The sequence below is a fragment of the Acinetobacter sp. QJM3NY_42 genome (genome assembly GCF_056173745.1).
This window is the reverse complement of the sequence record NZ_CM149689.1, coordinates 139739-164006: the sequence shown is the minus strand read 5'-3', so window position 1 is coordinate 164006 and position 24268 is coordinate 139739. Positions and strand designations below refer to the sequence as shown.

The 24268-nt window shown below is 43.1% G+C and carries 23 protein-coding genes; 9 read left to right on the top strand and 14 right to left on the bottom strand.

The annotated features are described in order from the left end of the window. Positions 1–27: 27 nt before the first annotated feature. The 3 genes from nrdR to glnK form a co-directional block, all read right to left on the bottom strand. Positions 28–480, bottom strand: a complete 453-nt coding sequence (gene nrdR, locus AC0VYT_RS00750; protein ID WP_005017176.1) for a transcriptional regulator NrdR — start codon at positions 478–480, stop codon at positions 28–30. Between the two features lie 121 nt (positions 481–601). Further along, positions 602–1984, bottom strand: a complete 1383-nt coding sequence (locus AC0VYT_RS00745; protein ID WP_005017177.1) for an ammonium transporter — start codon at positions 1982–1984, stop codon at positions 602–604. Positions 1985–2042: 58 nt separating this feature from the next. Next, a complete protein-coding gene (gene glnK / locus AC0VYT_RS00740; RefSeq protein ID WP_005017180.1) occupies positions 2043–2381 on the bottom strand; it encodes a P-II family nitrogen regulator in 339 nt (112 codons plus the stop codon). Positions 2382–2652: 271 nt separating this feature from the next. On the opposite strand from glnK, the gene AC0VYT_RS00735 reads away from it, so the two are divergent. Further along, on the top strand, positions 2653–2880 hold the full coding sequence (locus AC0VYT_RS00735; protein ID WP_005017183.1) for an accessory factor UbiK family protein: 228 nt from the start codon (positions 2653–2655) through the stop codon (positions 2878–2880). Positions 2881–2943: 63 nt separating this feature from the next. Continuing rightward, complete coding sequence (locus tag AC0VYT_RS00730) at positions 2944–4428, top strand: YifB family Mg chelatase-like AAA ATPase (protein ID WP_005017186.1); 1485 nt, start codon at positions 2944–2946, stop codon at positions 4426–4428. Between the two features lie 54 nt (positions 4429–4482). Here the strand turns inward: AC0VYT_RS00730 and AC0VYT_RS00725 are convergent, their stop codons facing one another. After that, complete coding sequence (locus tag AC0VYT_RS00725; protein ID WP_005017188.1) at positions 4483–5250, bottom strand: TorF family putative porin; 768 nt, start codon at positions 5248–5250, stop codon at positions 4483–4485. A gap of 565 nt (positions 5251–5815) precedes the next feature. On the opposite strand from AC0VYT_RS00725, the gene AC0VYT_RS00720 reads away from it, so the two are divergent. Continuing rightward, the gene (locus AC0VYT_RS00720) at positions 5816–7084 is read left to right on the top strand and encodes an OprD family outer membrane porin (RefSeq protein WP_005017192.1); all 1269 of its coding nucleotides are present in this window, start codon (positions 5816–5818) and stop codon (positions 7082–7084) included. A gap of 96 nt (positions 7085–7180) precedes the next feature. Here AC0VYT_RS00720 and ppa read toward each other — a convergent pair whose 3' ends face one another. Beyond that, positions 7181–7717, bottom strand: a complete 537-nt coding sequence (ppa, locus tag AC0VYT_RS00715) for an inorganic diphosphatase (RefSeq protein WP_005017195.1) — start codon at positions 7715–7717, stop codon at positions 7181–7183. A gap of 118 nt (positions 7718–7835) precedes the next feature. Then, complete coding sequence (locus tag AC0VYT_RS00710; protein ID WP_005017197.1) at positions 7836–8234, bottom strand: MAPEG family protein; 399 nt, start codon at positions 8232–8234, stop codon at positions 7836–7838. A 108-nt stretch (positions 8235–8342) separates the two neighbouring features. Between AC0VYT_RS00710 and AC0VYT_RS00705 the strand changes: the two genes are divergently transcribed. Continuing rightward, positions 8343–8723 (top strand): membrane protein, encoded by a 381-nt coding sequence (locus AC0VYT_RS00705; protein WP_005017201.1) that lies wholly within the window; start codon positions 8343–8345, stop codon positions 8721–8723. A 39-nt stretch (positions 8724–8762) separates the two neighbouring features. On the opposite strand, the gene AC0VYT_RS00700 is transcribed toward AC0VYT_RS00705, so the two are convergent. From AC0VYT_RS00700 to AC0VYT_RS00675, 6 genes are all read right to left on the bottom strand, one after another. Then, complete coding sequence (locus AC0VYT_RS00700; protein WP_005017202.1) at positions 8763–10442, bottom strand: long-chain-fatty-acid--CoA ligase; 1680 nt, start codon at positions 10440–10442, stop codon at positions 8763–8765. 144 nt (positions 10443–10586) lie between these two features. Continuing rightward, positions 10587–12806 carry a DNA topoisomerase IV subunit A gene (gene parC / locus AC0VYT_RS00695; RefSeq protein WP_005017204.1) on the bottom strand — a complete coding sequence of 740 codons (2220 nt, stop codon included), beginning with the start codon at positions 12804–12806 and terminating at the stop codon, positions 10587–10589. Positions 12807–12977: 171 nt separating this feature from the next. Further along, positions 12978–14297: a niacin transporter NiaP gene (niaP, locus tag AC0VYT_RS00690; protein ID WP_005017207.1), complete on the bottom strand. Its 1320-nt coding sequence runs from the start codon at positions 14295–14297 to the stop codon at positions 12978–12980. Between the two features lie 37 nt (positions 14298–14334). Then, positions 14335–14979 carry a trimeric intracellular cation channel family protein gene (locus tag AC0VYT_RS00685; RefSeq protein WP_005017209.1) on the bottom strand — a complete coding sequence of 215 codons (645 nt, stop codon included), beginning with the start codon at positions 14977–14979 and terminating at the stop codon, positions 14335–14337. Positions 14980–15016: 37 nt separating this feature from the next. Continuing rightward, complete coding sequence (locus AC0VYT_RS00680; RefSeq protein WP_005017211.1) at positions 15017–15496, bottom strand: YchJ family protein; 480 nt, start codon at positions 15494–15496, stop codon at positions 15017–15019. 65 nt (positions 15497–15561) lie between these two features. Further along, positions 15562–17163, bottom strand: a complete 1602-nt coding sequence (locus AC0VYT_RS00675) for a TerC family protein (RefSeq protein ID WP_005017213.1) — start codon at positions 17161–17163, stop codon at positions 15562–15564. Between the two features lie 329 nt (positions 17164–17492). Here AC0VYT_RS00675 and AC0VYT_RS00670 point away from each other — a divergent pair, with 329 nt between their 5' ends. Next, positions 17493–18116 (top strand): LOG family protein, encoded by a 624-nt coding sequence (locus AC0VYT_RS00670; protein ID WP_005017221.1) that lies wholly within the window; start codon positions 17493–17495, stop codon positions 18114–18116. 43 nt (positions 18117–18159) lie between these two features. Here AC0VYT_RS00670 and AC0VYT_RS00665 read toward each other — a convergent pair whose 3' ends face one another. Continuing rightward, positions 18160–19128, bottom strand: coding sequence for a hypothetical protein (locus tag AC0VYT_RS00665; RefSeq protein WP_005017223.1), 969 nt, complete (start codon positions 19126–19128; stop codon positions 18160–18162). 260 nt (positions 19129–19388) lie between these two features. On the opposite strand from AC0VYT_RS00665, the gene mdtD reads away from it, so the two are divergent. The 4 genes from mdtD (at position 19389) to AC0VYT_RS00645 (ending at position 23388) form a co-directional block, all read left to right on the top strand. After that, on the top strand, positions 19389–20795 hold the full coding sequence (mdtD, locus tag AC0VYT_RS00660) for a multidrug transporter subunit MdtD (protein ID WP_005017226.1): 1407 nt from the start codon (positions 19389–19391) through the stop codon (positions 20793–20795). Positions 20796–20860: 65 nt separating this feature from the next. Then, on the top strand, positions 20861–21613 hold the full coding sequence (locus AC0VYT_RS00655) for a glycoside hydrolase family 25 protein (RefSeq protein WP_005017227.1): 753 nt from the start codon (positions 20861–20863) through the stop codon (positions 21611–21613). Beyond that, the gene (gene dinB, locus AC0VYT_RS00650) at positions 21613–22668 is read left to right on the top strand and encodes a DNA polymerase IV (protein WP_005017231.1); all 1056 of its coding nucleotides are present in this window, start codon (positions 21613–21615) and stop codon (positions 22666–22668) included. Before AC0VYT_RS00655 ends, dinB begins: the two co-directional genes overlap by 1 nt. Before the next feature lie 366 nt (positions 22669–23034). Further along, a complete protein-coding gene (locus AC0VYT_RS00645) occupies positions 23035–23388 on the top strand; it encodes a RidA family protein (protein ID WP_005017234.1) in 354 nt (117 codons plus the stop codon). 89 nt (positions 23389–23477) lie between these two features. Here the strand turns inward: AC0VYT_RS00645 and AC0VYT_RS00640 are convergent, their stop codons facing one another. Further along, a complete protein-coding gene (locus AC0VYT_RS00640) occupies positions 23478–24002 on the bottom strand; it encodes a DUF2726 domain-containing protein (protein WP_005017235.1) in 525 nt (174 codons plus the stop codon). Positions 24003–24268 lie beyond the last annotated feature (266 nt).

Sequence of the window (24268 nt, the reverse complement as noted above, 5' to 3'; positions counted from 1 at the left end):
ACTATTCACTACCTTTCTCCGCTTCTGTTAACGTTGCTGCATCTGTTCAATTTGGCGCCGAAATGCCTCAACATCCTGAAAATCCTGATATACCGATGCAAACCTTACATAGGCTACATGGTCCAGTGCAAACAGAGACTGCATGACGATTTCACCGATAGTCTGCGATTTAACATCACGTTCACCCAAGCGACGGATTTGAAGCTGAATATCGCTCAGTACCGTTTCAATCTGCTCTTGAGTCACCGGGCGTTTTTGCAGGGCATGCATCAGGGAACGACGAAGCTTGGCCTCATCAAACGGTTCATTTTTTCCATTGGATTTAATGACACGCGGCATGACGACTTCATAACTTTCGAACGTGGTAAAGCGCTCACCGCAATTGATGCACTCTCTTCGCCGGCGGATCTGGCAGCCCTCGGCAGCAAGACGCGAATCAATGACTTTACTGTCTGCGGCATTACAAAATGGACAATGCATAGACTTGAATAGAAATGATCAACTTAACCTAGTGTAGCAAAAATTCTGCATGTTGCTGCACTTTCGCCAGTTCTGCCATAAAAAAACAGCCCCGTAGGGCTGCCTGTCATTATGTTTCCGCTTATTCGATGCGTTCCCCATGCTGGCTTAAATCCAGACCCATACGTTCATCGTCAGAAGAGACACGCAGGCCAATCACCAGATCAATAATTTTTAGAATCACGAAGGTCAAGATGCCGCTATAAGCAATAGTCGCCAGCACACCCTCTACTTGTACCCACAACTGTTTCATCATGTCGGTAGGAACTGCATCACCCATAATCAGTTCACTGGCAAATACACCGGTTAAAATTGCCCCGACAATACCGCCTACTCCATGCAGGCCAAAGGCATCCAGCGAGTCATCGGCTTTGAGTAACCGTTTAAGAGCTGTAGTGCCCCAGAAACATGATACTCCACCAATCAGCCCCATAATTAATGCGCCACTTACTGTCACAAAACCTGCGGCCGGAGTAATAACCACCAGACCAGCTACCGCTCCTGAAACAGCACCCAGTACTGAGGCCTTGCCACGTACAAATTTTTCTGCCACCAGCCAGGCGATTGTAGCTGCGGCTGCTGCCACCTGAGTCACGATCATAGCGTAGCTTGCTGCTCCATTTGCACCCAGTGCAGAGCCGGCATTGAAACCAAACCAGCCTACCCACAACAGGCTGGCGCCCAGAATAGTGAGAGTCAGATTATGTGGCGCCATAGATTCACGGCCTAATCCCATCCGTTTACCCAGCATATAGGCAGCCACCAGACCTGCTACACCAGCATTGATATGAACTACAGTACCACCAGCAAAGTCCAGCGCACCATCATTGGCTAACCAGCCACCACCCCATACCCAATGGGTAATCGGGGCATAGACCAGCACCACCCAGAATGCGACAAAAGTAATAAATGCGCCAAATTTCATCCGCTCGGCAATCGAACCACTGATGATAGCTACCGTAATAATGGCAAAGGTCATCTGGAATACAATAAACAGAATTTCCGGGATAGTGCCTTGCACAGCAGACGGCCCGATTCCCATAAGCATGAGCTTGTCCAGTCCACCAACAAAGGCATTACCTTCGCTGAATGCCAGACTATAACCAATCACAATCCAGACTATACTTACTACGGCAGTAGCCACAAAGCTGTGTGCCATTGTACTTAAAACATTTTTCTTGCGGACCATACCGCCATAGAACAGAGCCAAGCCTGGAATTGTCATTAGCAGGACGAGTGCAGTAGAGATAAGCACCCAAGCGGTATCACCTGAATCGGCCTGCGCCTCTTCTTCGGCAGGCGCTATATTAGCCGGCTGTTCGGCCGGAGTTATTATTGTAGAGTCAGATGAAGTTGAAACCACAGTTTCAGTAACGGCGGAATCAGCTGGTGTTGGTTCGGCCCAAGCCGCTGATCCACCTAAAAGTGCGCCCGACAGACTGAGCGCAAGCAGCATTTTTTTCATTTGTGTCCCCCAACCTTTATTTCTGAGTTATCAGTTACTCAGCAAACTTTATGCCAACTTAGACAGCATCCGGTCCTGTTTCGCCAGTACGAATACGGATGACCTGTTCCAGATTGGTCACAAAAATTTTCCCGTCGCCAATTTTTCCTGTGCTGGCAACACGGGTAATAGATTCAATCACTGAATCCACCAGATCATCACTGATCGCAATTTCAATTTTTACTTTTGGCAGGAAATCAACAACATATTCTGCACCACGGTATAGTTCAGTGTGGCCTTTTTGACGTCCAAAGCCTTTGACTTCAGTGACAGTAATACCTTGAACACCGATGTCAGACAGGGCTTCACGCACGTCATCCAATTTAAATGGTTTTACAATTGCAGTTACGAGCTTCATTTCAGTTTCCTTCGGCTTGTTTCACCAGTAAGGTTTTATGTTCAATTTTCATGCCAAGAATCTCTAAAGGTTGGGGAAAATAGAATTTTTTGGCATGAGACGTACGCTTGATTATACTTGATCAGCTTGACTAAACTTTAAAAAATAAACATTTTTATATGTAATTTTAACTCGTTCAATATATAAAATTTTATATGTACTCAACAGGCTAGGGTATACCCCTCAGCAGTGTTAAAGTATGCCCATACATTTATAATTTTCTGGATTCCCTATGATTGAAACCCTATTACAGGCCATTCTTGAGCAGATAGACCAACCTAAAAAAGATATTGAGAAAAATCTAAGGGCTTTATTAAATGAAGCTGTAGAAAAAATGGATCTGGTTTCTAAACAGGAAATGGAACGGCAGCGTGTTGCCCTACAAAATGCCAATTTGCGTCTCGAACAGCTTACGCAACAGGTCAATATGCTGGAAGAGACTTTAAAGAACAAAAAATAAGCACCTTAACAGTGCACTTGAAGACCATAATCAACAAAAATAAGATCATAACGGAACAATAAAATGTCTTTTGCCAAAATTTACACCCGGGGGGTGCTGGGGCTACATGCGCCTTCTATTGAAGTTGAAGTTCATGTGAGTCAGGGGCTTCCCTCCCTGACTATTGTAGGGCTTCCTGAAGCTGCGGTACGTGAAAGTAAAGATCGGGTTCGCTCGGCGATCATTAATAGCGGCTTTCAGTTTCCCACCAAACGTCTTACTATTAATCTGGCTCCTGCCGATTTGCCCAAAGATGGATCACGTCTAGATCTACCGATTGCGTTGGGAATCTTGGTTGCTTCAGGCCAGCTCCCTGAACAAAGTACAGAACAGATTGAATTTATTGGTGAACTGGCTTTAGATGGCTGCTTGCGTCCGGTAAGCGGCACACTGGCAATTGCCATGGCATGTCAAAAAGTACGGCATCAGCTGATACTGGCAGAAGCAAATGCAATGGAAGCAGCGCAGCTCCCTGACTTTCAGGTCTACGGAGCACAGCACCTAAAACAGGTTTGCCAGCATTTACTACAGCAACAGCCATTATTACCGGTTAAAAGGAAACTACCTGAAGCTGCTCAAGATTATAAACTGGATTTGGCAGATATTAAGGGGCAACTGCGCCCACGGCGTGCTTTGGAAATTGCAGCAGCAGGCGGTCACTCTCTACTTTTTAAGGGCCCTCCTGGAACTGGAAAGACCCTGCTGGCTTCAAGGTTACCCAGCATTTTACCTCCGCCCAATGCCCAGGAAAATCTTGAAGTTGCCAGTATCTATTCAATTGCCAATGTTCAGCATCCCTTTGGACAACGGCCTTTTCGGGCTCCACACCATACTGCATCTGCTATTGCGCTGGTCGGCGGCGGCTCGCAACCCAAGCCTGGTGAAATCACTCTGGCACATTTAGGTGTTTTATTTCTAGATGAGCTTCCTGAATTTGACCGCAAAGTACTGGAAGTTTTACGTCAGCCACTCGAGTCTAAAGAAATTGTTATTTCTCGGGCTTCCCGGCAAATGACTTTTCCGGCCAACTTCCAGTTGGTAGCAGCTATGAATCCTTGTCCATGTGGTTATGCATTTAATCAGGATAACCGTTGCCAGTGTTCAGCCGATGCAATCAAGCGCTATCAGAACCGTATTTCCGGTCCATTGCTGGACCGGATTGATCTGCATATTGATGTGCCACCCTTGCAGGCGCATGAACTCCAGCAAACCACACCTGCTGAGAATTCAGACACAGTCAGGAAACGTGTCATCTTAGCTTATGAACAGCAGCTCCAACGCCAAGGTTGCCTTAACCAGCTGCTTTCCCCTAAACAGCTCGAACTGCATGCACAGCTGGACCAAAGCTCACTACGTATAATTGAAATGGCACAGCAACGACTCAATCTCTCTGCCCGTGCTTATCACCGGGTTTTACGTGTAGCCAGAACCATTGCTGATCTGGCACTTTCCAAAGAAATCCAGACAAGTCATTTAAGTGAAGCGCTTTCTTACCGCAGTCAGTCCTGAACTAAAAAAGCCAAGACAGATTCAGATCAGCTTGGCTTTTATTTCTGAGAATGCTTAAAAACTGTATTTTAAGCCAAGTACCACTTTATTCTTTTGTTTATCATCCATACGGTCATATCCACCAATAATATAATCCAGACTCATATTGGCTCCGGTATCTCCTAAAGGGTGACTTAAACCGACAGTAAAATGTCTGAAATTGAAATCTTCTGTCGTCGTAATAAATTCGTCATCATCACCATAGTAATAAGCGCCTAGAGCAAAATTTGCAGTAAAAGCTTGTGGTAAAGCCCGACTGTAAGTGGCTAGCAGATAGGTATCACCCTGATTACCCCAAGTGGTATTCTGGGTCAGCGTCTGGGCAGTAATACCAAAATCTTTATAATTTAAGCCAAGCAGTGTTTCAAAGCCGTCAGAGTCAACATCTGAGTTATAGTAATAATAGTAAGTACCGCCTATCGTGAAGCCGGTATCTTCATTGATTGAACCTTTATAACCCAGATAAAAATCATGCTCAAAGGAGTCACCACCCTCATAGCTTTCAGTCAGTGGTTCGTAATCAGCCAAAGAATAGTCCAGACTGGAACCCCAATACCCCGCATAAAACCCAGATGGATGGCTATAATCCAGCCCACCTTGTATAGTTGCATCCGAGTTCTCAGGAACATTCGTCAGACCACGCAGGTTATAGCTGGAAAATACTCCGATATTTCCGGTAACCTCTCCCGGAAAAGGAAAAGGCCGGGTTTCTTCTGCGAGACTTAAGCCAGAAACTCCACTGATAACTGTAAAAAGAGCAGCTTTAAGAATATTTTTTGACATCTTGTATCCCCTTTAGAGAGTGGCGTGTATTGTTTGGTTTGTTTTTAAAATTCACGCCTAAGACTTAGCAATAGTTATGCCAATTTATTGTTTTTAGAATGATCAAATAATAATAAATTAAAGTTTGCTATTGGACTGGGATCTACTTAAAAAATCAAACAAATGTCTAAATAACAAAATTTACTTCAGTGGGCCTTATTATTTTTAATAATGTAAACAGAATACTGCGACTTTGGTTTTGAATTTTAATTCAGATAAAGCGATACACTTTTTATTAAAGACAATAATTCAAGTTAGTAATAATGATTATTATTATATAAAAGTACTTTTATTTAACTCTCTTCTTAAAATAATATTCTGATATTGAAAGTAAATTTTAAAATAAAACATCTTATAATGAGTTTTTTAAAAGATTACTTAAATTATTATAAATGTAAATATTGCATAACTTTAGTGTAATAAAGATAATAAAAACGTTATTTTTTTATAAACTTTATATAAAATCTAACCTGATTTTGTGTTTTTTCTAAACAAAATAGTAATTTATCTTATTTATGAGGCTCCAATGCTAAAAGTCCAAAAACTTACTTTAGCAGTTCTAATTCATGCTATTGGCCTAACCTCAGTCTACGCTAGCGAACAAAGTGAAGCGAAAGGATTTGTCGAAGATGCTGAAGGATCAGTTTTATTCCGTAACGGTTATCTTTACCGTGATAAAAAAAATGGTGTTCATGACACAAGTTCATGGGCACAAACAGCCATTTTTAATTTAGAGTCTGGTTTTACTAAAGGTATCGTTGGCTTTGGGGTAGGAGCTGTCGGTGATTTATCATTTAAAATCGGGGATAATAAAAACTCTGCTAACAATATGATTCCTCGTGACAGTAATGGGGAACCTTATGACCACTGGGCTCGTGGTGGCGCAAATGTGAAAGCCCGTATGTCTAACACCACAGTCCGCTATGGTACTCAAGTTCTGGATTTGCCAGTACTGGCAAGTAACACTGCACGCTTGGTCCCTGAATACTTTACAGGTGTACTGGCAAACAGCCGTGAAATTGAAAATCTGGAACTGATTGCCGGTAAATTTACTAAAGACCAGATGTCGGATCAGATTTCTACAGACGGAAATAACCTTGATCGTGCAGTAGTTTGGGGCGCCAAGTACAAGTTTAATGACCAGCTGAATGCTTCATATTATGGTTTAGACTCTAAGGATAAATTAGAGCGTCACTATGTAAATGCTAATTACAAGTTGCCTTTAGCTAATGACAGTTCTATTACTTATGACTTCAGTGGTTATCACACTGAATGGGATAGAGATGCAGTAACTGGTTATACGACAGCAAGTAATCCGGCAGACCGTTCAAATAATATTTGGGCAATTTCTGGAACTTATAACCAGAACGCGCATACGGTAATGCTCGCCTATCAGCAAAATACAGGCAATACTGGTTATGACTATGCTTATAATGCTGATGGTTTCCAAAGTATCTATTTGCCAAACTCATACCTTTCTGACTTCATTGGAAACCATGAAAAGTCAGCTCAAGTTCAATACAATCTTAACCTCAATGACTACGGTATACCGGGATTAAACTGGACGACTGCATTTGTTTACGGCTGGGATATCAAAACTCCAACTACGGATGATGCTCAAGAACGTGAATTCTTCAATCAGGTAAAATATACCGTTCAATCTGGTTTTGCTAAAGATGCAAGCCTTCGTATCCGTAACTCGTACTATCGAGCAAGTGATGCATACCAAGGTATGTACATTGGTGATACTAATGAATGGCGTATATTCTTAGATGTTCCTGTGAAATTATTTTAATTTTTAGAACTATTTAAGTGAAAAAAACCTGCACATTATGCAGGTTTTTTATTGCGCCCTTAATTATCAGAATAAGAACGCTGGGCCTAAGACAAATTATTTATTTGCTTCAGCATAGGCAGCAATTGAGCTCAACACTTCTTGTTTAGCTACATCTGCACCTTCCCAACCACTTAACTTAACCCATTTACCTGGTTCAAGATCTTTATAGTGCTGGAAGAAATGTTCAATTTGGCTGATCAATAAAGGTGGCAGATCGGTATATTCTTGAACGTCTTTATAAATTGGTGTTAACTTTTCGTGTGGTACAGCAACAAGTTTGGCATCTACACCGCCGTCATCTTCCATGTTCAATTTACCGACTGGACGGCAACGAATAACTGAACCTGGTTCAACCGGATATGGTGTAACAACCAAGACATCTAGTGGGTCACCATCCAACGATAAAGTATTTGGCACATAACCATAGTTCGCTGGATAGAACATGGCGGTACCCATAAAACGGTCTACAAATAGTGCATCAGAGTCTTTATCAATTTCATATTTGATCGGTGCTGCATTTGCAGGAATTTCAATAATTACATAGATGTCATTTGGTGCATCTTTACCCGCTGGGATATTGCTGTAGCTCATAGCCGTACTCTTTAACAGTGAAGTCTTCAGATCCTGTCACTATTACGGACAGGATCAAACCGATGAAATTATAACGCCAGCTCACTAAAAATGAAGATTTATCTGAGCAATGCTTTAATCAACTAATCTTGATGGTAATAATCAGTAGAAATATTGGACAAAGTAGTGAAAGGCACCAGATGATCGAGCGCAACATAGCCAGATTGGCCAGGTAACAAATACCATAGATGACCCGTAACACCAGATAGGCCAAACCTAAGGTCATAATAATACTCTGTGGTACGACCATGTACTCTGCCATTAACACTGCCGCAATAAAAAGCGGTAAACTCTCAAAAGCGTTCTGCTGTGCCGCATTGGCCCTGGCAGCAACACCTTTGGTCTGGGCAAGAAATTCACGTGGATTCTGGTTATCTCTGGCTTTAAATCCACCAGCCATCTTGGCAATGCCTGTAAATACATAGGGCAAAAGACAAGCTGCTAAAATGATATAAATGATCCCGCTTATGCCATGCATGAATATTGTTCTCATCAATTCCCAGTGAAAGATATATCATAGCATGGTGTTTTAGCGACAAATTTTGTTAAATATAGTGTTTTTATAAATCTGATGAGTGAACACGGCATGTTAGCACCTGATGAAAAAGATATGTTTGAAGTGCTGGAGAAACAGCAGCAGCATCAGCGTCAAGTTGACCGCGTTTTTAAGATCGTACTGCCTATTACTGCATTTTTACTGAGTGTTATCTGTGCCAATATGAACTGGGCATCCTGGTTGGGTACTTTTATTATCCTGACTATAGCCTTTTATGCAGTTGGTATTAAACGTTTACCACTCTGGCACTGGCTGGTCATTGTACTCATCTACTGTCTGATTGATAACTTTCTGACCTATAAAACTCTTCATATTTCAGGTTTAAGTCGTCAGTTTGGTACGATGTTTATTTTTCTCGGTATAGTGGGTATTGGACGGCCTTATTTTGACCGGTGGTTAATGAAAAAATAATTTTAGGACAATAAAAAAGCGCCCGAAGGCGCTTTTATTTTAAGCAGTTTTTCGTAAATCTTTACGCAGGATTTTACCAACATTTGATTTTGGCAATTCTTCCATAAACTCCACATAACGCGGGCGTTTATAACCGGTCAGATTTTCTTTAGCAAATGCCAGAACTTCTTCAGTTGTTAAGGAAGGATCTTTTTTAACCACAAACAGTTTAGGCACTTCACCTGATTTCTCGTCTGCCACACCAATAGCAGCCACTTCCAGTACTTTAGGATGTTTAGCAATCACTTCTTCAATTTCAGATGGATAAACATTAAAGCCAGAAACCAGAATCATATCCTTTTTACGGTCTACAATTTTTACATAGCCCCGGTCATTCATGATGCCGATATCACCGGTACGGAAAAAGCCGTCTTTAGTCATGACTTTTTCAGTTTCTTCCGGACGATTCCAGTAGCCTTTCATTACCTGTGGACCACGGATCGAGATTTCTCCCTGCTCACCCAAAGCAACTTCATTACCATCATCATCCAGAATAGCCACTTCTGTTAATGGCAGTGGGATACCAATCGTGCCGCTAAATTCTGTAGAGGCTGGTGGATTAGCAGTTGCCACTGGCGAGGTTTCAGACAAGCCATAACCTTCAATGATAGTAGTTCCGGTAACCCGTTTCCAGGCTTCAGCCGTAGATGGCAGTACAGCCATACCGCCCCCCATAGCCATTTTCATTTTGCTATGGTCAAGCTGCTTGAACTCTTCGTTATGCACCAGTGCATTGAACAGTGTGTTAACCGCCGGGAAGAATGATGGCTGATATTTACGCAGCTCTTTAATAACGCCTGGTAGATCACGCGGGTTAGGAATCAGAACGTTTGCTTGGCCTTTATACATGCCATACAGGGCACAAACCATAAATGCAAAGATATGATAAAGCGGTAGCGCACAGAAAATACGGTCATTTTTGTCCCCATCTGTTGCACCAAATTTGCTCTGAAAAATACCGTCACATTGCAACATGTTGGCAACCAGATTCCGATGTGTCAGTTCGGCGCCTTTGGATACCCCTGTAGTTCCGCCCGTATACTGAAGAACAGCAGTATCACTTAAGGTCAGATTGGGGCGCTTATAATTGCTTGGATTAGCTTTTGCCAGTGCTGCATTAAACTTGATGTGCCCCGGAATATTCCATTCTGGAATCTGCTTGCGTACTTTACGCAGGACAAAGTTTACCAGTGTGCCTTTCAAGGTACCCAGCATATCGCCTACCGAAGCAACCACCACATGCTTGACCGGTGTTTTACCGATAATTGCCTGATAGACAGAAGCAAAGTTTTCTACAATAACCAATACTTCAGAACCTGAATCATTCAGCTGATGTTCAAGTTCACGCGCCGTATAAAGCGGGTTGACGTTGACTAATATGAGGCCGGCACGGAATACACCGAGTGCAACAACAGGATATTGCAGGACATTTGGCATCATAACCGCAACACGTGTGCCTTTTGCTAACCCCAAGCTTTGCAAATAGGCAGCAAACTTGCGGCTTGCTTCCTCAAGTTCATTAAAGGACATGGCTTTATCCATAAAGATAAAGGCATCACGTGTACCAAACTTTTGGAAATTACGTTCGAAAATATCGACCAGCGAGGTATCTTCTGGGGGTAATTCTACAGTTTCCGGTATCCCTGTCTTTTGGTATTCAGCGAACCAAATCTTTTCCATAATGCCATTTTCTCCAATCAATATCCTTAGTCAAATATTTTTCAATGACGAGCCTATTTTTTAACTTGTTTATGCTCGATCATTGCATCCATCTTCACGAATACATTCACATATATAACGTATTTATGAACATGGATGCTAGTATTATCTTTGAATCAGGAGTCTATTTACTTTTTGATATCCTCTTGGCAGAAGTTGCCCTTTAGACGCTCTTTTTCCTAAGTATTTATCTAAATCGCCCGGTTTTATATTAAGAATTTTCTGACCTGCAATTACCTGAATTATTTCATTTAAATTCAAAGTTGTCATAGATAATAGCTGCTCGTCCTGCTCAAGTTGTATCAACTTGTTTCCTTTACCCTTGTTCAGACTTGGCAATTCTGACACGGGTAAGACCAGCAAGCGGCCTGTATCAGTTAATAAGGCCAGATGAGAGCAATCTGGATTTACCAGTAACGGTAAAGCTTTGCCACCTTCAGGAATACTGAGAAATGCCTTACCGGCTTTGGCATTAGTATCCAGCTGTTTTGCCTGGGTTTTAAAGCCATAACCCTTAGAACTGATCGCGATAATTTCCTGATCATCTTCTTCAACCAGTATCTGAATAAAGGAAACACCATTCGCTGGAGAAAGTTTAGAACTGAGCGGTTCTCCCAGACCTCTTGCAGAAGGCAGGCTGTTGATAGCCAGTGCATAACTCCGGCCGGTTTCATCCAGAATATAAACACGCTGGTTACTTTTACCAGAAGCATGACTTAAATACTGATCTCCAGCACGATAGTTAAGTTTTTCTGCATCGACATCTGCACCTTTAGCAGAGCGAATCCAGCCTGCTTCTGATAGAATTACAGTGACTGGTTCTGCCGGAATCAGGTCCTGCTCACGCATCTGAACCGCACCTTCACGCTCCACAATAGGAGAACGGCGCTCATCCCCAAATTTTTTGGCGTCTTCTTTTAATTCACCAATAATCAGATTCTTTAATGACTCAGGATTAGCCAGCTGTTCACGAATAAGAGCAGCACGTGCTGAAAGCTCATCTTGTTCCTGACGGATTTCCATTTCCTGAAGCTTGGCCAAGTGCCGCAGTTTTAATTCAAGAATTGCCTCAGCCTGGGTTTCATCAATTTTAAAGGTCTGAATCAGTACGGCCTTAGGATGATCTTCTTCACGAATAATGCGGATTACAGTATCAATATCCAGATAGGCAATTAAAAGTCCGGCCAATATATGCAGACGTTTTTCAATCTTGTTGAGATGATACTGCAGTCGGCGGGTAACTGTCTCTTTACGGATTCCAATCCATTCCAGCAGGATTTTCCGGATAGATTTAACCTGTGGACGCCCATCGGCACCAATCATGTTCAGATTGACGCGGTAACTACTTTCCAGATCCGTAGTAGCAAACAGATGGCTCATCACGGTGTCGGCATCTACCCGGTTAGAGCGCAGGACAATGACCAGGCGGGTCGGATTGACATGATCAGACTCATCCCGAAGATCACTAACTAATGGCAGCTTTTTGGCCTGCATCTGGTCAGCAATCTGGGTAATAATTTTGGAGCCTGAGACCTGATAAGGCAGCTCGGTAATAATAATTTCATTTTTTTCGACCGTATACACTGCACGCATACGATAACTGCCACGCCCGGTAGACTGGATTTTTAGCAGTTCATCTTTTGAGGTGATAATTTCAGCTTTAGTCGGCAGGTCAGGCCCTGGAATATACTCGGCCAGTTTGGCCTCGCTGGTATTCGGATTACGGATTAATGCAATAGTTCCCTTAATGACTTCACGCAGGTTATGCGGCGGAATATCTGTTGCCATACCAACCGCGATGCCTGTAGTACCATTCATAAGAATATTAGGTACGCGGGCAGGCAAGGTTACCGGTTCTTTAAGCGAGCCATCAAAGTTATCCTGCCATTCTACTGTGCCCTGCCCAAGTTCAGATAATAATACTTCACTATACTGGGACAGCTTCGCTTCGGTATAACGCATGGCTGCAAATGATTTTGGATCATCCGGTGAACCCCAGTTACCTTGGCCTTCAATAAACGGATAACGGTAGCTGAACGGTTGTGCCATCAATACCATAGCTTCATAACAGGCCGAGTCACCATGCGGATGATATTTACCCAGCACATCACCCACTGTACGCGCGGATTTTTTTGGCTTGCCACTGTGTTTCAGACCAAGTTCACTCATGGCATAAACGATACGGCGTTGAACAGGTTTAAGGCCATCACTAATATGCGGCAAGGCACGATCCATGATTACATACATGGCATAGTTCAGGTAAGCCTGTTCGGTAAATTCTGCTACTGAGCGGTTTTCTGTCGCATGATGCGCAAGGCTTGTCATAACAACCTATAATCCTAAATCAATCGTTTTTATCTGGGTTCTTATGCTATGCCGCACCTGCCAGATACACAAGAGTATGCCGGAATACAGTGCGACAATTTATGTCTTATGATGTGAAACTAAACGTTTTAGAATTTTTAGGCAACCGGAAAACCATGAGATAGCCCAACTTTACAGGCCAATTGACTCCAGTGTTTTACCCTTGGTTTCTTCACCCAGAATAATGATCACCAGCGCTACAGTAACCAGGACCAATGTAAACATCAGGAACACATGGCTAAAGCCATGGTCTGCTACCATCATTTGTGTCACTACCAGTGGCGCCAGTATGCCGCCCATGCGGCCAACGGCTGAAGCCCAGCCTGAACCAAAAGCCCGGATATTGGCCGGATACTGTTCCGGGGTATATGTATAGAGTACGCCCCATGCGCCGAGGTTGAAGAAAGACATCAGACAGCCCCAGAACATGATCATACTGACACTAGAAGCCTGACCGAAGAAATAGGCCGAGACTGCACAAAACCCAATAAAACCCGCCAGAGTGATTTTACGGCCTAATTTCTCGACCAGCCAGGCTGCCACAATATAACCTGGAAGCTGGGCTAAAATCATAATCAGGACATATTCAAAGGACTGGACAATACTATAACCCTGTTTAACCAGCAGGCTAGGTAACCAGGTAAAAATTCCATAATAAGAGTAGACGATCCCAAACCAGATTAGCCATAACATCAGACTGCGACGCGCAAACTGCCCTGACCAGAGCTGTTTGAACGAAACACTTTTCTGGCTAGCAACCGGTTGAACCTCTAGTGTTTCTACTACCTCTACACCACACTGGCGTTCCAGTTGCTGTACTAATATATGCGCCTCATTAATCCGGCCACGGTTAATCAGATAAGGGACAGACTCCGGTACTTTTTTAAGAATAATAAAAATATATAAAGCAGGCAGTCCACCAATTAAGAAAGCCACATGCCAGCCAAAGCTGGGAATAATAAAATAGGATATCAGAGCTGCTACCAGCCAACCTAAACCCCAAAAGCTTTCCAGCAGTACAATAAAACGGCCACGCACATGTGCCGGTACATATTCACTGACCAGTGTTACTGCAACCGGTAACTGCCCTCCCAGCCCCAAGCCCACAATAAAACGAAAAATTAGCAACCAGGTAAGATTCGGTGCTACAGCACAAAGTGCGGTAGCCACGCTATAAACTCCCAGCGTAGTCGCGAATACTGTACGTCGTCCGAAACGGTCAGCCAGCCCTCCTGAAAAGACAGCACCAATAGCCATTCCTACAAAGCCGATACTGACAATCCAGCCACTCTGTACCGGTGTCAGTGCCCAGTCCTTGACCAGAGTTGCCATGATAAAAGCAATAATTCCGGTATCCATGGCATCAAACATCCAGCCCAGACCCACTACCCATAACAGGGTATAATGAAATCTGCCAATCGGCAGGCGCTGTACTCGTGAGACTAAATCCATGCTGCAGTACTCTGGTAATTCAAGTTTTGATTGATGGTCAGGACAAATCTTTAGAGGATGCTGAACTATCATCTTCATCTTTATAAATAAATTTTGGCATTTCCAGACCAAAATAAATAGCAATCAACCGCAAGGTAAAGCCAAATACCAGAGTTGCAATCACTGTCAGTTCAAGCGATAAACCCAGATTCAGACAGCTCCAATAGCAGATCACTGCAACAAAAGAGATACTGGCATACAGTTCACGGCGGAATACTAGAGGCACGTCGTTACATAGAATATCTCGCAAAATACCACCAGAGACTCCGGTAAGCACTCCTGCAACTGCCGAAACTACGAAACCATGTCCCATTTGCAGGGCAATCTGACAGCCAATAATAGTAAAACCAATAAGACCCAAGGCATCCAGAACCAGAAAGATATTCCGTAAATGACGCATCCATTTAGCAATCAAAATGGTAAAAAAAGCCGCTGCACAGGTCAGTACCAAATATTCAGGATGTTTCACCCAGGTGAGAGGATAATGACCCAGCAGCACATCCCGGACCGAACCTCCTCCTAATGCCGTCACGCAGGCAATCAGCACTACACCAAACCAGTCCATGCTGCGTCGCCCGGCAGATAAAGCGCCAGTCATAGCTTCGGCTGTAATTGCAATAATATAAATTATAGTGAGAAGCATTGCCCTGTGTTCCGTCCAGGCTAAAAATAGCGCTATTTTAAGTTAAAGTTGCCAGAAAAGGGGCACAGCATTGCTTAAATTTTTTACCTGAACCACAAATACATGGCTGTTTCATGGTAACTGGCATATCAACCGTCGGGTCCAGAAAAAACCATTGCCCAGCCTGCTGCGCAAAATACGATATTTCATGATGAAGTTGTGGCTGCTGGCCATCATGATAATGAGCTCTAAATTCGACTTCAGCATGATGTTTGGTCAGCTTTTCTTTAAAGTTGATTACTTCAAGTCCTAACCAGCGATTTGTCTCACTCCACTGCTGTATAGCAGCCACTTCGAGATAAGGCTGTTGACCAGATGCTGTAGTTTTTACGATATAGCCAATCTGCTGCAAAGCAAAAGCACTGTAGCGCGAACGCATGAGCTGTTCAGCATGTACCGCTCGGGTTTTGCCACTATGCAGAGGTTCACAGCAATCTTTATATAAGCCTTTACCGCATGGACATGATGCGCCTGACATAAGCTGAATCCAAAAAAAATAGCCCTTATGAAGGGGCTATTGTAGCGAATTTTCTAATGCAGCTTCTAACGATATTCTTCATCAGATGCCGGCTGGTCACTGGTCATAATATGGATTTTCTCAATTTTATGACCGTCCATGGTGACCACTTCAAAGATATGCCCATCTGCCAGTAGCTTTTCACCATTTACAGGTAAGTGGCCCAAGTGATACAGCATATAACCCGATAACGTTGAATACTGCTCACTTTCGTCAACCAAATTACGGCCCAGCAATAAGGAAACATGTCGAATATCGGTTGAGCCTTCCAGCATCAGTGAACCATCCTCGAGGCTCTCTGCAGCCGCTTCCAGCTCATCTTCATCTGGAAATTCACCGGCGATGGCTTCAAGTACATCAATCGGTGTAGCGATACCTTCAATAGAACCATATTCATTTAAAACAATTGCCATCTGTAAGGGTGCCTGACGTAACTGTTCCATTACCATCAGAACCTGAGCATTTTCATGCACAATCACCGGTTCACGCAGATGTTTTTCGAAATTTAGAGTCCCGGTTTCAATGTATTCATTCAGGACCTTATGGGTCAATGCAATACCGGCAATATTATCAAGCTCTCCATGCGCCACAATCAGGCGGGAATGTGTCATGCTTAAGAGACGCTCTTTAATGACTTCAGCATCTTCATCCAGATCAATCCATTCAAGCTCTGGACGTGGAGTCATCACGGATTTGACCGGTCTTTCGGCAAGTCCAAGTACGCCCTGTACCATTACACTGTGGTATACACCATTTTTTTCATCAAAGACTTCATCGGCAAAAGCGCGTGTTGCCAGCACATCTTCCGGCTCGTTTGATGGTGACTCATTACTATTGCTGGTATTTTTACCACCGAGCATCCGCATCACTGCTGAGGCAGTGCGATAACGTAAATCGGTGGTGGTTACCAGCTTTTCCTGGTTACGACGCATGGTCTGGTTGACCATTTCTACCAGCACCGAGAAGCCAATTGCAGCGTACAGATAGCCTTTTGGAATATGGAAGCCAAAGCCTTCAACCACCAGCGAAAAGCCGATCATCATCAGGAAGCCTAGACACAGGATCACTACGGTCGGGTGGCGATTGACAAACTCCATGAGTGGTTTAGATGCCCACAACATGATTCCCACAGCAATAATGACTGCAATCATCATGACCGAAAGCTCTTTCACCATGCCTACTGCCGTGATCACGCTGTCAAGCGAGAATACCGCATCAAGCACAACAATCTGGACAATAACCATCCAGAAAGCCGCATGTACTGGATTTTCTTCTTTATGTGCATGATTACTTTCAATCCGTTCATGCAGTTCCATAGTCCCCTTAAAGAGCAGGAATACCCCACCGAACAGCAGAATCAAGTCACGGCCGGAAAACGGATGATCAAAAATATGGAAGAGAGGATCAGTTAAGGTGACCACCCAGGCAATAGAAGCAAGCAGGATCAGCCGCATCCCCAGAGCCAGGATCAGACCCAAAATACGCGCGGTATTTCGCTGATGTGGCGGCAGTTTTTCAGCCAGAATGGCAATAAATACCAGGTTATCAATACCCAGTACAATTTCCAGAACGACCAGAGTAACCAGGCCTACCCAAGCAGAAGGATCAGACATCCATTCAAAAATCATTGAACATGCTCCTGCTGGCGACTTACACTTTCTCTTGGAGAACTGTTACTGAAGTCCCGGATTCGGGTCACTATTTTTTCTTTATAAAAGTCAGGATATTCGGAGCGACTACAACCACTGCCCATGTTGATCAATATGTTGTTTAACAGATTTTCAGTATAGGCAAGATTTTTTAGAAATTCATCTTTTTTGTTTTTCAATCTTGTGCTCTTCACCAACTTGATACAAACCCTATCTAAAACCATTATAGCCTTCTACTGAAGATGTCATATTTTTTACTTAAGCTAGAGCTAGAGCGAGAAAAAAGAACATGCTAAGGTAAAAATATAATGATGAATAGTGTACTAGAAATGAGAAATGCCCCAGTTAATCCTGAACCAAGAACAACTCAGCATTTGGTAGCTTTATATTGTGGTTCGCGTCCGGGCAACAATCCAATTTACCGTGAAAAAGCAATTGAACTTTCCCAAGGACTGGCACAACATGGGTTTGGCATCGTTTATGGCGGTGCCAGTATCGGCCTGATGGGTCAAGTGGCTGACAGCGTATTGGAAGCTGGCGGTGAAGTCGTAGGGGTAATTCCAGAATTTATGCTGGATTATGAAATTGCCCATAACCAGCTAACAGAGCTGCATATTGTTGCAAGCATGCATGAACGTAAAGCACTCATGGCAGAACGAGCCAGTGCTTTTGTTGCCCTGCCGGGTGGTTTGGGTACCTTTGAAGAGATTCTGGAAATTGCCACTTGGGGGCAGCTGAATCAGCACCAGAAGCCGATGATTTTATATAATGTAAATGGTTTTTATAATGCACTGATCAACCAGCTGGATCATGCAGTACAAGAAGGTTTTCTGCCTGCTCAGCATCGCGCCAAAATTGTAGTGTGTGAACACAGTAAAGCCATCTTTAATGCAATGAAGAACCTGAACAGTCCAAGCCGCTTTGCAATTTAGTCAACTAACTGTAAAAAACGGGCTTAGGCCCGTTTTTTTAATATTATGTCCCCGAAATGAGCTGATAGAGCCAAGGTAAGGTGGTTGCCAAAAGTACGCTTACAGCCAGTCCGAAGAGCAACTTCATGGCATCTTTACTGACATTGCGTGAAGTCCGGTGCCGGTTTACTTCAACCAGGTGCATTGACATGGCAAACTCACGTCCGGCCAGGAGACCCAAAAAGACCCAGGTGGTACTCATCGGAATATTGCTCCATTCCTTGAACACCAGCAGAATAAAGGCATAGATAAAATCAATAATGGTGGCTGAGCGAATATCTGCTACACCTGTTTTGGTATCAATAATATTCTGGATTTTCCCGCCGCGCTGGTAAAAAATAACGCCAAGCAAAATAATAAAGACTGAAATGGCAAATATCATAAAACCAAAAGGAACTACACGGGGAACATAAACGAAAATATTGGCCAGATCCTGAATCAGCCATTGGCTCCATAAAAATGCAGTCGAGACCCATTGCAGACCAACCCAGAATTTGGGGGTAGGATGATGCCGGGTCTGGCTAAAATAAACAGAGATTCTTTTAATGACAAATCGATAAACCAAAATTGCCACAATAAAAGCCACTGCATAACCCATCATCGATTTGGTCAGCATTGAACCCAGACTGCTTGGCGAGAAAATAGTAAGAACCAGAAAAGTAGTACTGACCGGAATACCGTAGCGCGTGAGCAGAATCAGTAATATGGGAGGAACTATATATAACCAGGTAATTCCTTCTTCAGGAAAGGGAATGGTTTCCAGACGTCCATAAGAAGCATCGCCGATACCCGAAGTCCACCAGCCATACATCAGCACTACCGCTAGAATACTGCTAGTATATAACCACAGTACCCACCAGGGACGATGTGTATTGGATGAAATAAACGTACCTAAGGTTTGCGGCACATCATTTCCGACAATTGAATAAGCTGCTAGACAGAAGCCTACAATCATAAAAATTTCGATTGTCATAGAGGTCAGGATTCTCTTGAAAAATAAGTATCACGACTGCCCCAAGCGGTCGGCTGTGACAAGATTATGACATTTTTATTGCAGCTTCATAACATTCTGATGACGAGAATTTTTTGAGAAATTTACCTTTAAAGAATAAATAAAATATTTTAATGTGAGGCTTATTTGCAAATTAATCATTACTGAGAAAGTACAGAGCACTACAGGACTTTTATTCTAGATTCGATAAACTATCAAAAAATATCATTATTTATAATATTATGGCTGTTACCGCTGAGCATCAACCTGTACAAGCTGAATACCGTCTTTTAGTTTTTTTGGTATCGATCGGCTTCTTCATGCAAGGTCTGGACACCACCATTGTCAATACGGCAATTGCGTCAATGGCCGAGCAGCTGAATGAAGACCCGCTCAAGATGCATAGTGTAGTGGTGGCCTATGTACTGGCCTCAGCAGCCTGTATTCCACTAAGTGGCTGGTTGGCTGACCGTTTTGGTGTGCGCAATACTTATCTTTCAGCCATTGTAATTTTTACCCTAGCTTCACTGGGCTGTGGTCTGTCTGAAAACTTGAACCAGCTGTTGTTTTTCCGGGTAATTCAGGGCGCTGGTGCTGCTTTACTTTTGCCCATCGGCCGGCTATCTATGCTGAAAATTATTCCGCGCACACAATTCCTCTCAGCCATGAGCCTGATGAGCTTGGCAGGGCTGCTTGGGCCATTGATGGGCCCTACTCTCGGTGGCTGGTTTGTTGAAGCATTTTCATGGCACTGGATTTTTCTGATTAATGTTCCGATTGGTCTGCTCGGCTGTATCATGACCTTTAAAGCCATGCCGAATGTCACCGAAGCCAATGTCAGTTCATTTGACTTTAGTGGTTTTATTCTGCTTGTGCTGAGTATGGTCGGTATATCACTGTCTATTGAAGTGATTTCTAATGAAAACTACTCCAATAGCTTAGGCTGGATATTATTTGCTGTAGGAGCCATCGCTATGATGGCATATGCTACGCATGCACACTGGCATCAGAATGCCCTGTTCCGTAGCAGCCTGTTCCGAAAAAATCCTGTATTTTCAATTGGAATATTAGGTAACTTTTTTGCACGGCTCGGTGGAAATTCAATTCCCTTTGTATTGCCCTTAATGTTACAGGTTGCATTTGATATCAGTCCGCTACAGACCGGTCTGATGATGATTCCACTGGTTTTGGGTTCCCTGATTTCTAAACCACTGATCAGGCCGCTGATTTCAAGATTTGGTTATCGCCGTTTTCTTATTGCCAATACTTGTCTGGTCGGTTTAACTATTGCCAGTTTTGCCTTGACTACTGCCGATACACCCATCTGGTTAAGAACTTTACATTTTCTGGTAATGGGTCTGCTTAACTCCCTGCAGTTTGTATCAATGAATACTCTGACCCTAAAAGATTTGCCCCAGCAGGATGCCAGTAAAGGTAATAGCTTTCTTTCCATGATTCAGATGGTCTCCATGAGTATCGGGGTAGCGCTGGCTGGTACACTGATTAATATTTTTAGTAATTACTATGGTCCAGTTGATGTTAGCAAGGCCTTTCATTCTGCCTTGATCTGCCTGGGTCTGATCAATATCTTGGCAATGCTGATCTTTTGGCGTGTTCCAGATGAAAAGCAGATACAGCCGGGGTCCTGAATTTGACTCGAACTTTTAGTAGAAGCAGTTTATGCTTAAGCCTTCTGCCTATTACCTGCTAAGTTATGCCTCAGACTATTTCGCCAAAAATTGCCTGGTCATGGATGCTGGCCGTTGTTGGAAGCCTGCTGCTACTGGGTTTAGTACTGCTGAGTGTATTTAGCAACCGGCCACAGGCGGGAGAAGAATTCCCTGTTCAGGGTTTTGATGTTTCGCATCATCAGGGTGATATTGACTGGAAGCAAATTTCTCCCAAGCGCTATCAGTTTGTCTATTTAAAGGCGACAGAAGGAGGAGATTTTCAGGACCGTAAATTCCAGCACAACTGGCTGGCTGCACGCGAACAAGGCTTACGCGTAGGCGCCTATCATTTTTACCGCCTATGCCGTAATGGCGCAGTACAGGCCGATAATTTTATACAGACTGTACCGCATAAAGCAGACGCGCTTGCTCCGGTAATTGATCTTGAATACGATAGTAACTGTATTAATACCTATACCAAGGAGCAGTTACTTAAAGAAATCCAGCTGATGCATGACCGCCTGAAAACACACTATGGCAAGCCGCCCATATTTTATGTATCCAAAAACTTTTATCATCTGGTACTAACCGACAGTTTTCCACATACCCCACTCTGGATTCGTGATTATGATGGAATGCCCGAGCTGAAGGATAAACGTGCCTGGAGCTTTTGGCAGTACAGCCGTCAGGGGAAAATTAAGGGAATTCCCAAACCGGTAGATTTGAATGCCTACCGGGGCAGTCCCGCAGAATGGCAGCGTTATCTGAAAAATATCGGTCTGAGTCCTGAACTCTGATGCGCAAGATTATTCATATCGATATGGATGCATTCTATGCGTCAGTTGAGCTGCGGGAGCGGCCGGAACTAGTACATTTGCCTGTGGTCATTGCCTCCCACCACCCCCGTGCTGTAGTGGCGGCTGCTTCTTATCCAGCCCGCAGTTTTGGTCTGCGTTCAGCCATGTCGATGACTCAAGCAAGAAAATTATGTCCTGATGTGTATGTGATTGAGCCGGACTTTGCTAAATATCGGGCTATTTCAGCCCAGATACATCACATTTTTCAGCAATACACTGCGGTAATTGAACCGGTTTCACTAGATGAAGCTTATCTGGATGTCACTGAAAATCTGAAAAACCTGCCTAGTGCTACGGCTGTAGCAATGCAGATTCGTGAAGATATTTTTAAAACACTTCATCTGACTGCTTCAGCTGGCGTCGCTCCTAACAAATTTCTGGCTAAAATTGCTTCCGACTGGCACAAGCCTAATGGCATTTGTGTAATTAAACCTCATCAGGTTCAGGCTTTTATTCAAGACCTGCCCCTAAAGAAAATCCCGGGTGTTGGTAAAGTCATGCAGCAAAAACTGCAGCAGTTAAAGCTAGATAACTTGGGAGACTTACAGCAGGTTGAAGAAAGTCTTCTTATTCAGCATTTTGGTAAATATGGCCGGCAGCTTTATCTCTATGGCCAAGGGATTGACCATCGTCCGGTAGAGGCCAATCGACAGCGCCAACAGATTTCCAAGGAAATTACCTTTGATCGAGACTTAAGTTTGCAGGAATGTAATTCTTACTGGCCAATACTGGTTGAAAAAGTTTGGCAATCCCTCATCAATAAGAATCTGGTTGCCTGCGGGATCAGTTTAAAACTGCGACTTAAAAATTTTCAGACCCTGCAACACAGTAAAAGCTTCCGCCTGCCACTACGTTCTGTCCTAGAGTTTGCCCAAGCCGTAGAGCTGCTATTACAAGAAATGCATATTGGTGAAAATTCACTGTTCCGTCTGGTTGGTGTAGGCGTATACCAGCTGCAACAAGCACAACAGGAAAACCAATTGAGTTTATGGTGAGGTCTATTTCTGGTTATTCTTTCATCAACCGAAGAAAAATCCGGCAACTTGTGCTCGCTTTTTCTACAGATTAAGGTACTCTAGACAGTGCAGTACATTTATCCATGTACTTTGAGATGCTAGAAATCACCTTTACTTTTAGCATGCTGTCCTGTGATTGGCGTGACGATCAAATCCGAATGTTACAGGGCAACTCGACAGTCAGGGTATAACACGTAAAACTGCACAATATTTTCTTATAACTCCTCCCATTCATTTTTTGTTTTTAATAATTCGATTTTAATTTACTTTTCATTTCCAATTTTACTGAGAAATAGCTGCATGTTATGGTAACTCATCATTCATGAATTAAATGTCGAGTAAAACATGCCTGTACAACGTCTGCATACCACTCCACGCTTTAGTGAAGTGACTATTAGTGGCCAGCTGGTACATCTGGCCGGTCAGCTGGCTGAAGATACCTGTCTAGATATACAGGGACAGACACGCCAAACACTAGAGCTGATTGACAAGCTACTGGCTGAGGCAGGTACAGACAAATCCCATATTATGTCAGTACTTATATTTCTCAAGGATATTGAGCAGGATTATGCTGCCATGAATGAAGTATGGGATGCTTGGGTACCAGAAGGGGCCGCTCCACCACGAACCTGTGTTGAAGCTAAACTTTATGCTCCAGATGTATTGGTTGAAATGACTGTTACGGCAGTTTTACCCTAACCTCATGATCACCAGTACAGGCACCTGACGTCTATCGGGTGTCTTAATACAGTTTTATAGAATTTATTAAAAATCACAGCTTAATATTACTAATACTGTCTTACACAATCTCGGTAGTGCATAATATTTTCAAACCGGGGAGACCGGGAGGAAGCTACTCCTGTTAGCAGTAGCTTTCCCAAAAAATCAGAACGAAGCTGCTCATACTCAGGTACACCTTTATAACGCACCACCTTATAACCTGCCGTTTCAAGTAAACTACACTGATAATGCTGATATTTTAATTTTTTTAAACTCAATGCATCATCAATCTCAATAATTGCAAAAATTTGGCTTTCTCGATCTAAAATCACAAAGTCAGCAATCATATGCTGATATTTTATACGGGTATGATTATATTTAGTGGTGAGTAATGTATCGAAAGAAACTTGAGCCAGAATATAGTAGTCTGGTAATACCTGTTGCAGGCGGTTAAAAGTCAACTGTTGGGCAGGACTGAAAATTGCACGGCGTTTGAGCGCACTATCATATTTGTCACGGGGCTTGAGTCTGTTAAAGAGCATGACTGCTATAACACACAGTGCAATAAGGCCTGCTATAATCAGGTAAAACATAATAATATTAATCCTTTAATCTATTTTTATAATCAGCTCGGTTTATAACCGCTTTATTCTAGTTAAAAATTTAAAACTCACCGGTCCAACTTAAATGATTTTGGTGGTAAGAGCAAGTCAGTTGGTCATATTCCTGTCTATCTGTTTTATCTTAAATAGATATAAACAGTAAGCAATCTATTTATACAGTTTTTTCTTTACCGAATGTTATCCGTATCAGAATTATATCGAGTGTAAAAATAAAGGCACCGAAGTGCCTTGATCAA

Excerpts from the sequence above, each read along its gene's own strand:
- AC0VYT_RS00725 (WP_005017188.1), bottom strand. The coding sequence starts at position 5,250 with ATGTCAAAAAATATTCTTAAAGCTGCTCTTTTTACAGTTATCAGTGGA.
- nrdR (WP_005017176.1), bottom strand. The coding sequence starts at position 480 with ATGCATTGTCCATTTTGTAATGCCGCAGACAGTAAAGTCATTGATTCG.
- mdtD (WP_005017226.1), top strand. The coding sequence starts at position 19,389 with ATGGCTGTTACCGCTGAGCATCAACCTGTACAAGCTGAATACCGTCTT.
- AC0VYT_RS00655 (WP_005017227.1), top strand. The coding sequence starts at position 20,861 with ATGCCTCAGACTATTTCGCCAAAAATTGCCTGGTCATGGATGCTGGCC.
- AC0VYT_RS00685 (WP_005017209.1), bottom strand. The coding sequence starts at position 14,979 with ATGCTTCTCACTATAATTTATATTATTGCAATTACAGCCGAAGCTATG.
- niaP (WP_005017207.1), bottom strand. The coding sequence starts at position 14,297 with ATGGATTTAGTCTCACGAGTACAGCGCCTGCCGATTGGCAGATTTCAT.
- AC0VYT_RS00645 (WP_005017234.1), top strand. The coding sequence starts at position 23,035 with ATGCCTGTACAACGTCTGCATACCACTCCACGCTTTAGTGAAGTGACT.
- dinB (WP_005017231.1), top strand. The coding sequence starts at position 21,613 with ATGCGCAAGATTATTCATATCGATATGGATGCATTCTATGCGTCAGTT.
- AC0VYT_RS00705 (WP_005017201.1), top strand. The coding sequence starts at position 8,343 with ATGTTAGCACCTGATGAAAAAGATATGTTTGAAGTGCTGGAGAAACAG.
- AC0VYT_RS00745 (WP_005017177.1), bottom strand. The coding sequence starts at position 1,984 with ATGAAAAAAATGCTGCTTGCGCTCAGTCTGTCGGGCGCACTTTTAGGT.
- AC0VYT_RS00665 (WP_005017223.1), bottom strand. The coding sequence starts at position 19,128 with ATGACAATCGAAATTTTTATGATTGTAGGCTTCTGTCTAGCAGCTTAT.
- AC0VYT_RS00710 (WP_005017197.1), bottom strand. The coding sequence starts at position 8,234 with ATGCATGGCATAAGCGGGATCATTTATATCATTTTAGCAGCTTGTCTT.
- ppa (WP_005017195.1), bottom strand. The coding sequence starts at position 7,717 with ATGAGCTACAGCAATATCCCAGCGGGTAAAGATGCACCAAATGACATC.
- AC0VYT_RS00735 (WP_005017183.1), top strand. The coding sequence starts at position 2,653 with ATGATTGAAACCCTATTACAGGCCATTCTTGAGCAGATAGACCAACCT.
- AC0VYT_RS00680 (WP_005017211.1), bottom strand. The coding sequence starts at position 15,496 with ATGTCAGGCGCATCATGTCCATGCGGTAAAGGCTTATATAAAGATTGC.
- AC0VYT_RS00675 (WP_005017213.1), bottom strand. The coding sequence starts at position 17,163 with ATGATTTTTGAATGGATGTCTGATCCTTCTGCTTGGGTAGGCCTGGTT.
- AC0VYT_RS00700 (WP_005017202.1), bottom strand. The coding sequence starts at position 10,442 with ATGGAAAAGATTTGGTTCGCTGAATACCAAAAGACAGGGATACCGGAA.
- AC0VYT_RS00720 (WP_005017192.1), top strand. The coding sequence starts at position 5,816 with ATGCTAAAAGTCCAAAAACTTACTTTAGCAGTTCTAATTCATGCTATT.
- AC0VYT_RS00670 (WP_005017221.1), top strand. The coding sequence starts at position 17,493 with ATGATGAATAGTGTACTAGAAATGAGAAATGCCCCAGTTAATCCTGAA.
- AC0VYT_RS00640 (WP_005017235.1), bottom strand. The coding sequence starts at position 24,002 with ATGTTTTACCTGATTATAGCAGGCCTTATTGCACTGTGTGTTATAGCA.
- AC0VYT_RS00730 (WP_005017186.1), top strand. The coding sequence starts at position 2,944 with ATGTCTTTTGCCAAAATTTACACCCGGGGGGTGCTGGGGCTACATGCG.
- parC (WP_005017204.1), bottom strand. The coding sequence starts at position 12,806 with ATGACAAGCCTTGCGCATCATGCGACAGAAAACCGCTCAGTAGCAGAA.
- glnK (WP_005017180.1), bottom strand. The coding sequence starts at position 2,381 with ATGAAGCTCGTAACTGCAATTGTAAAACCATTTAAATTGGATGACGTG.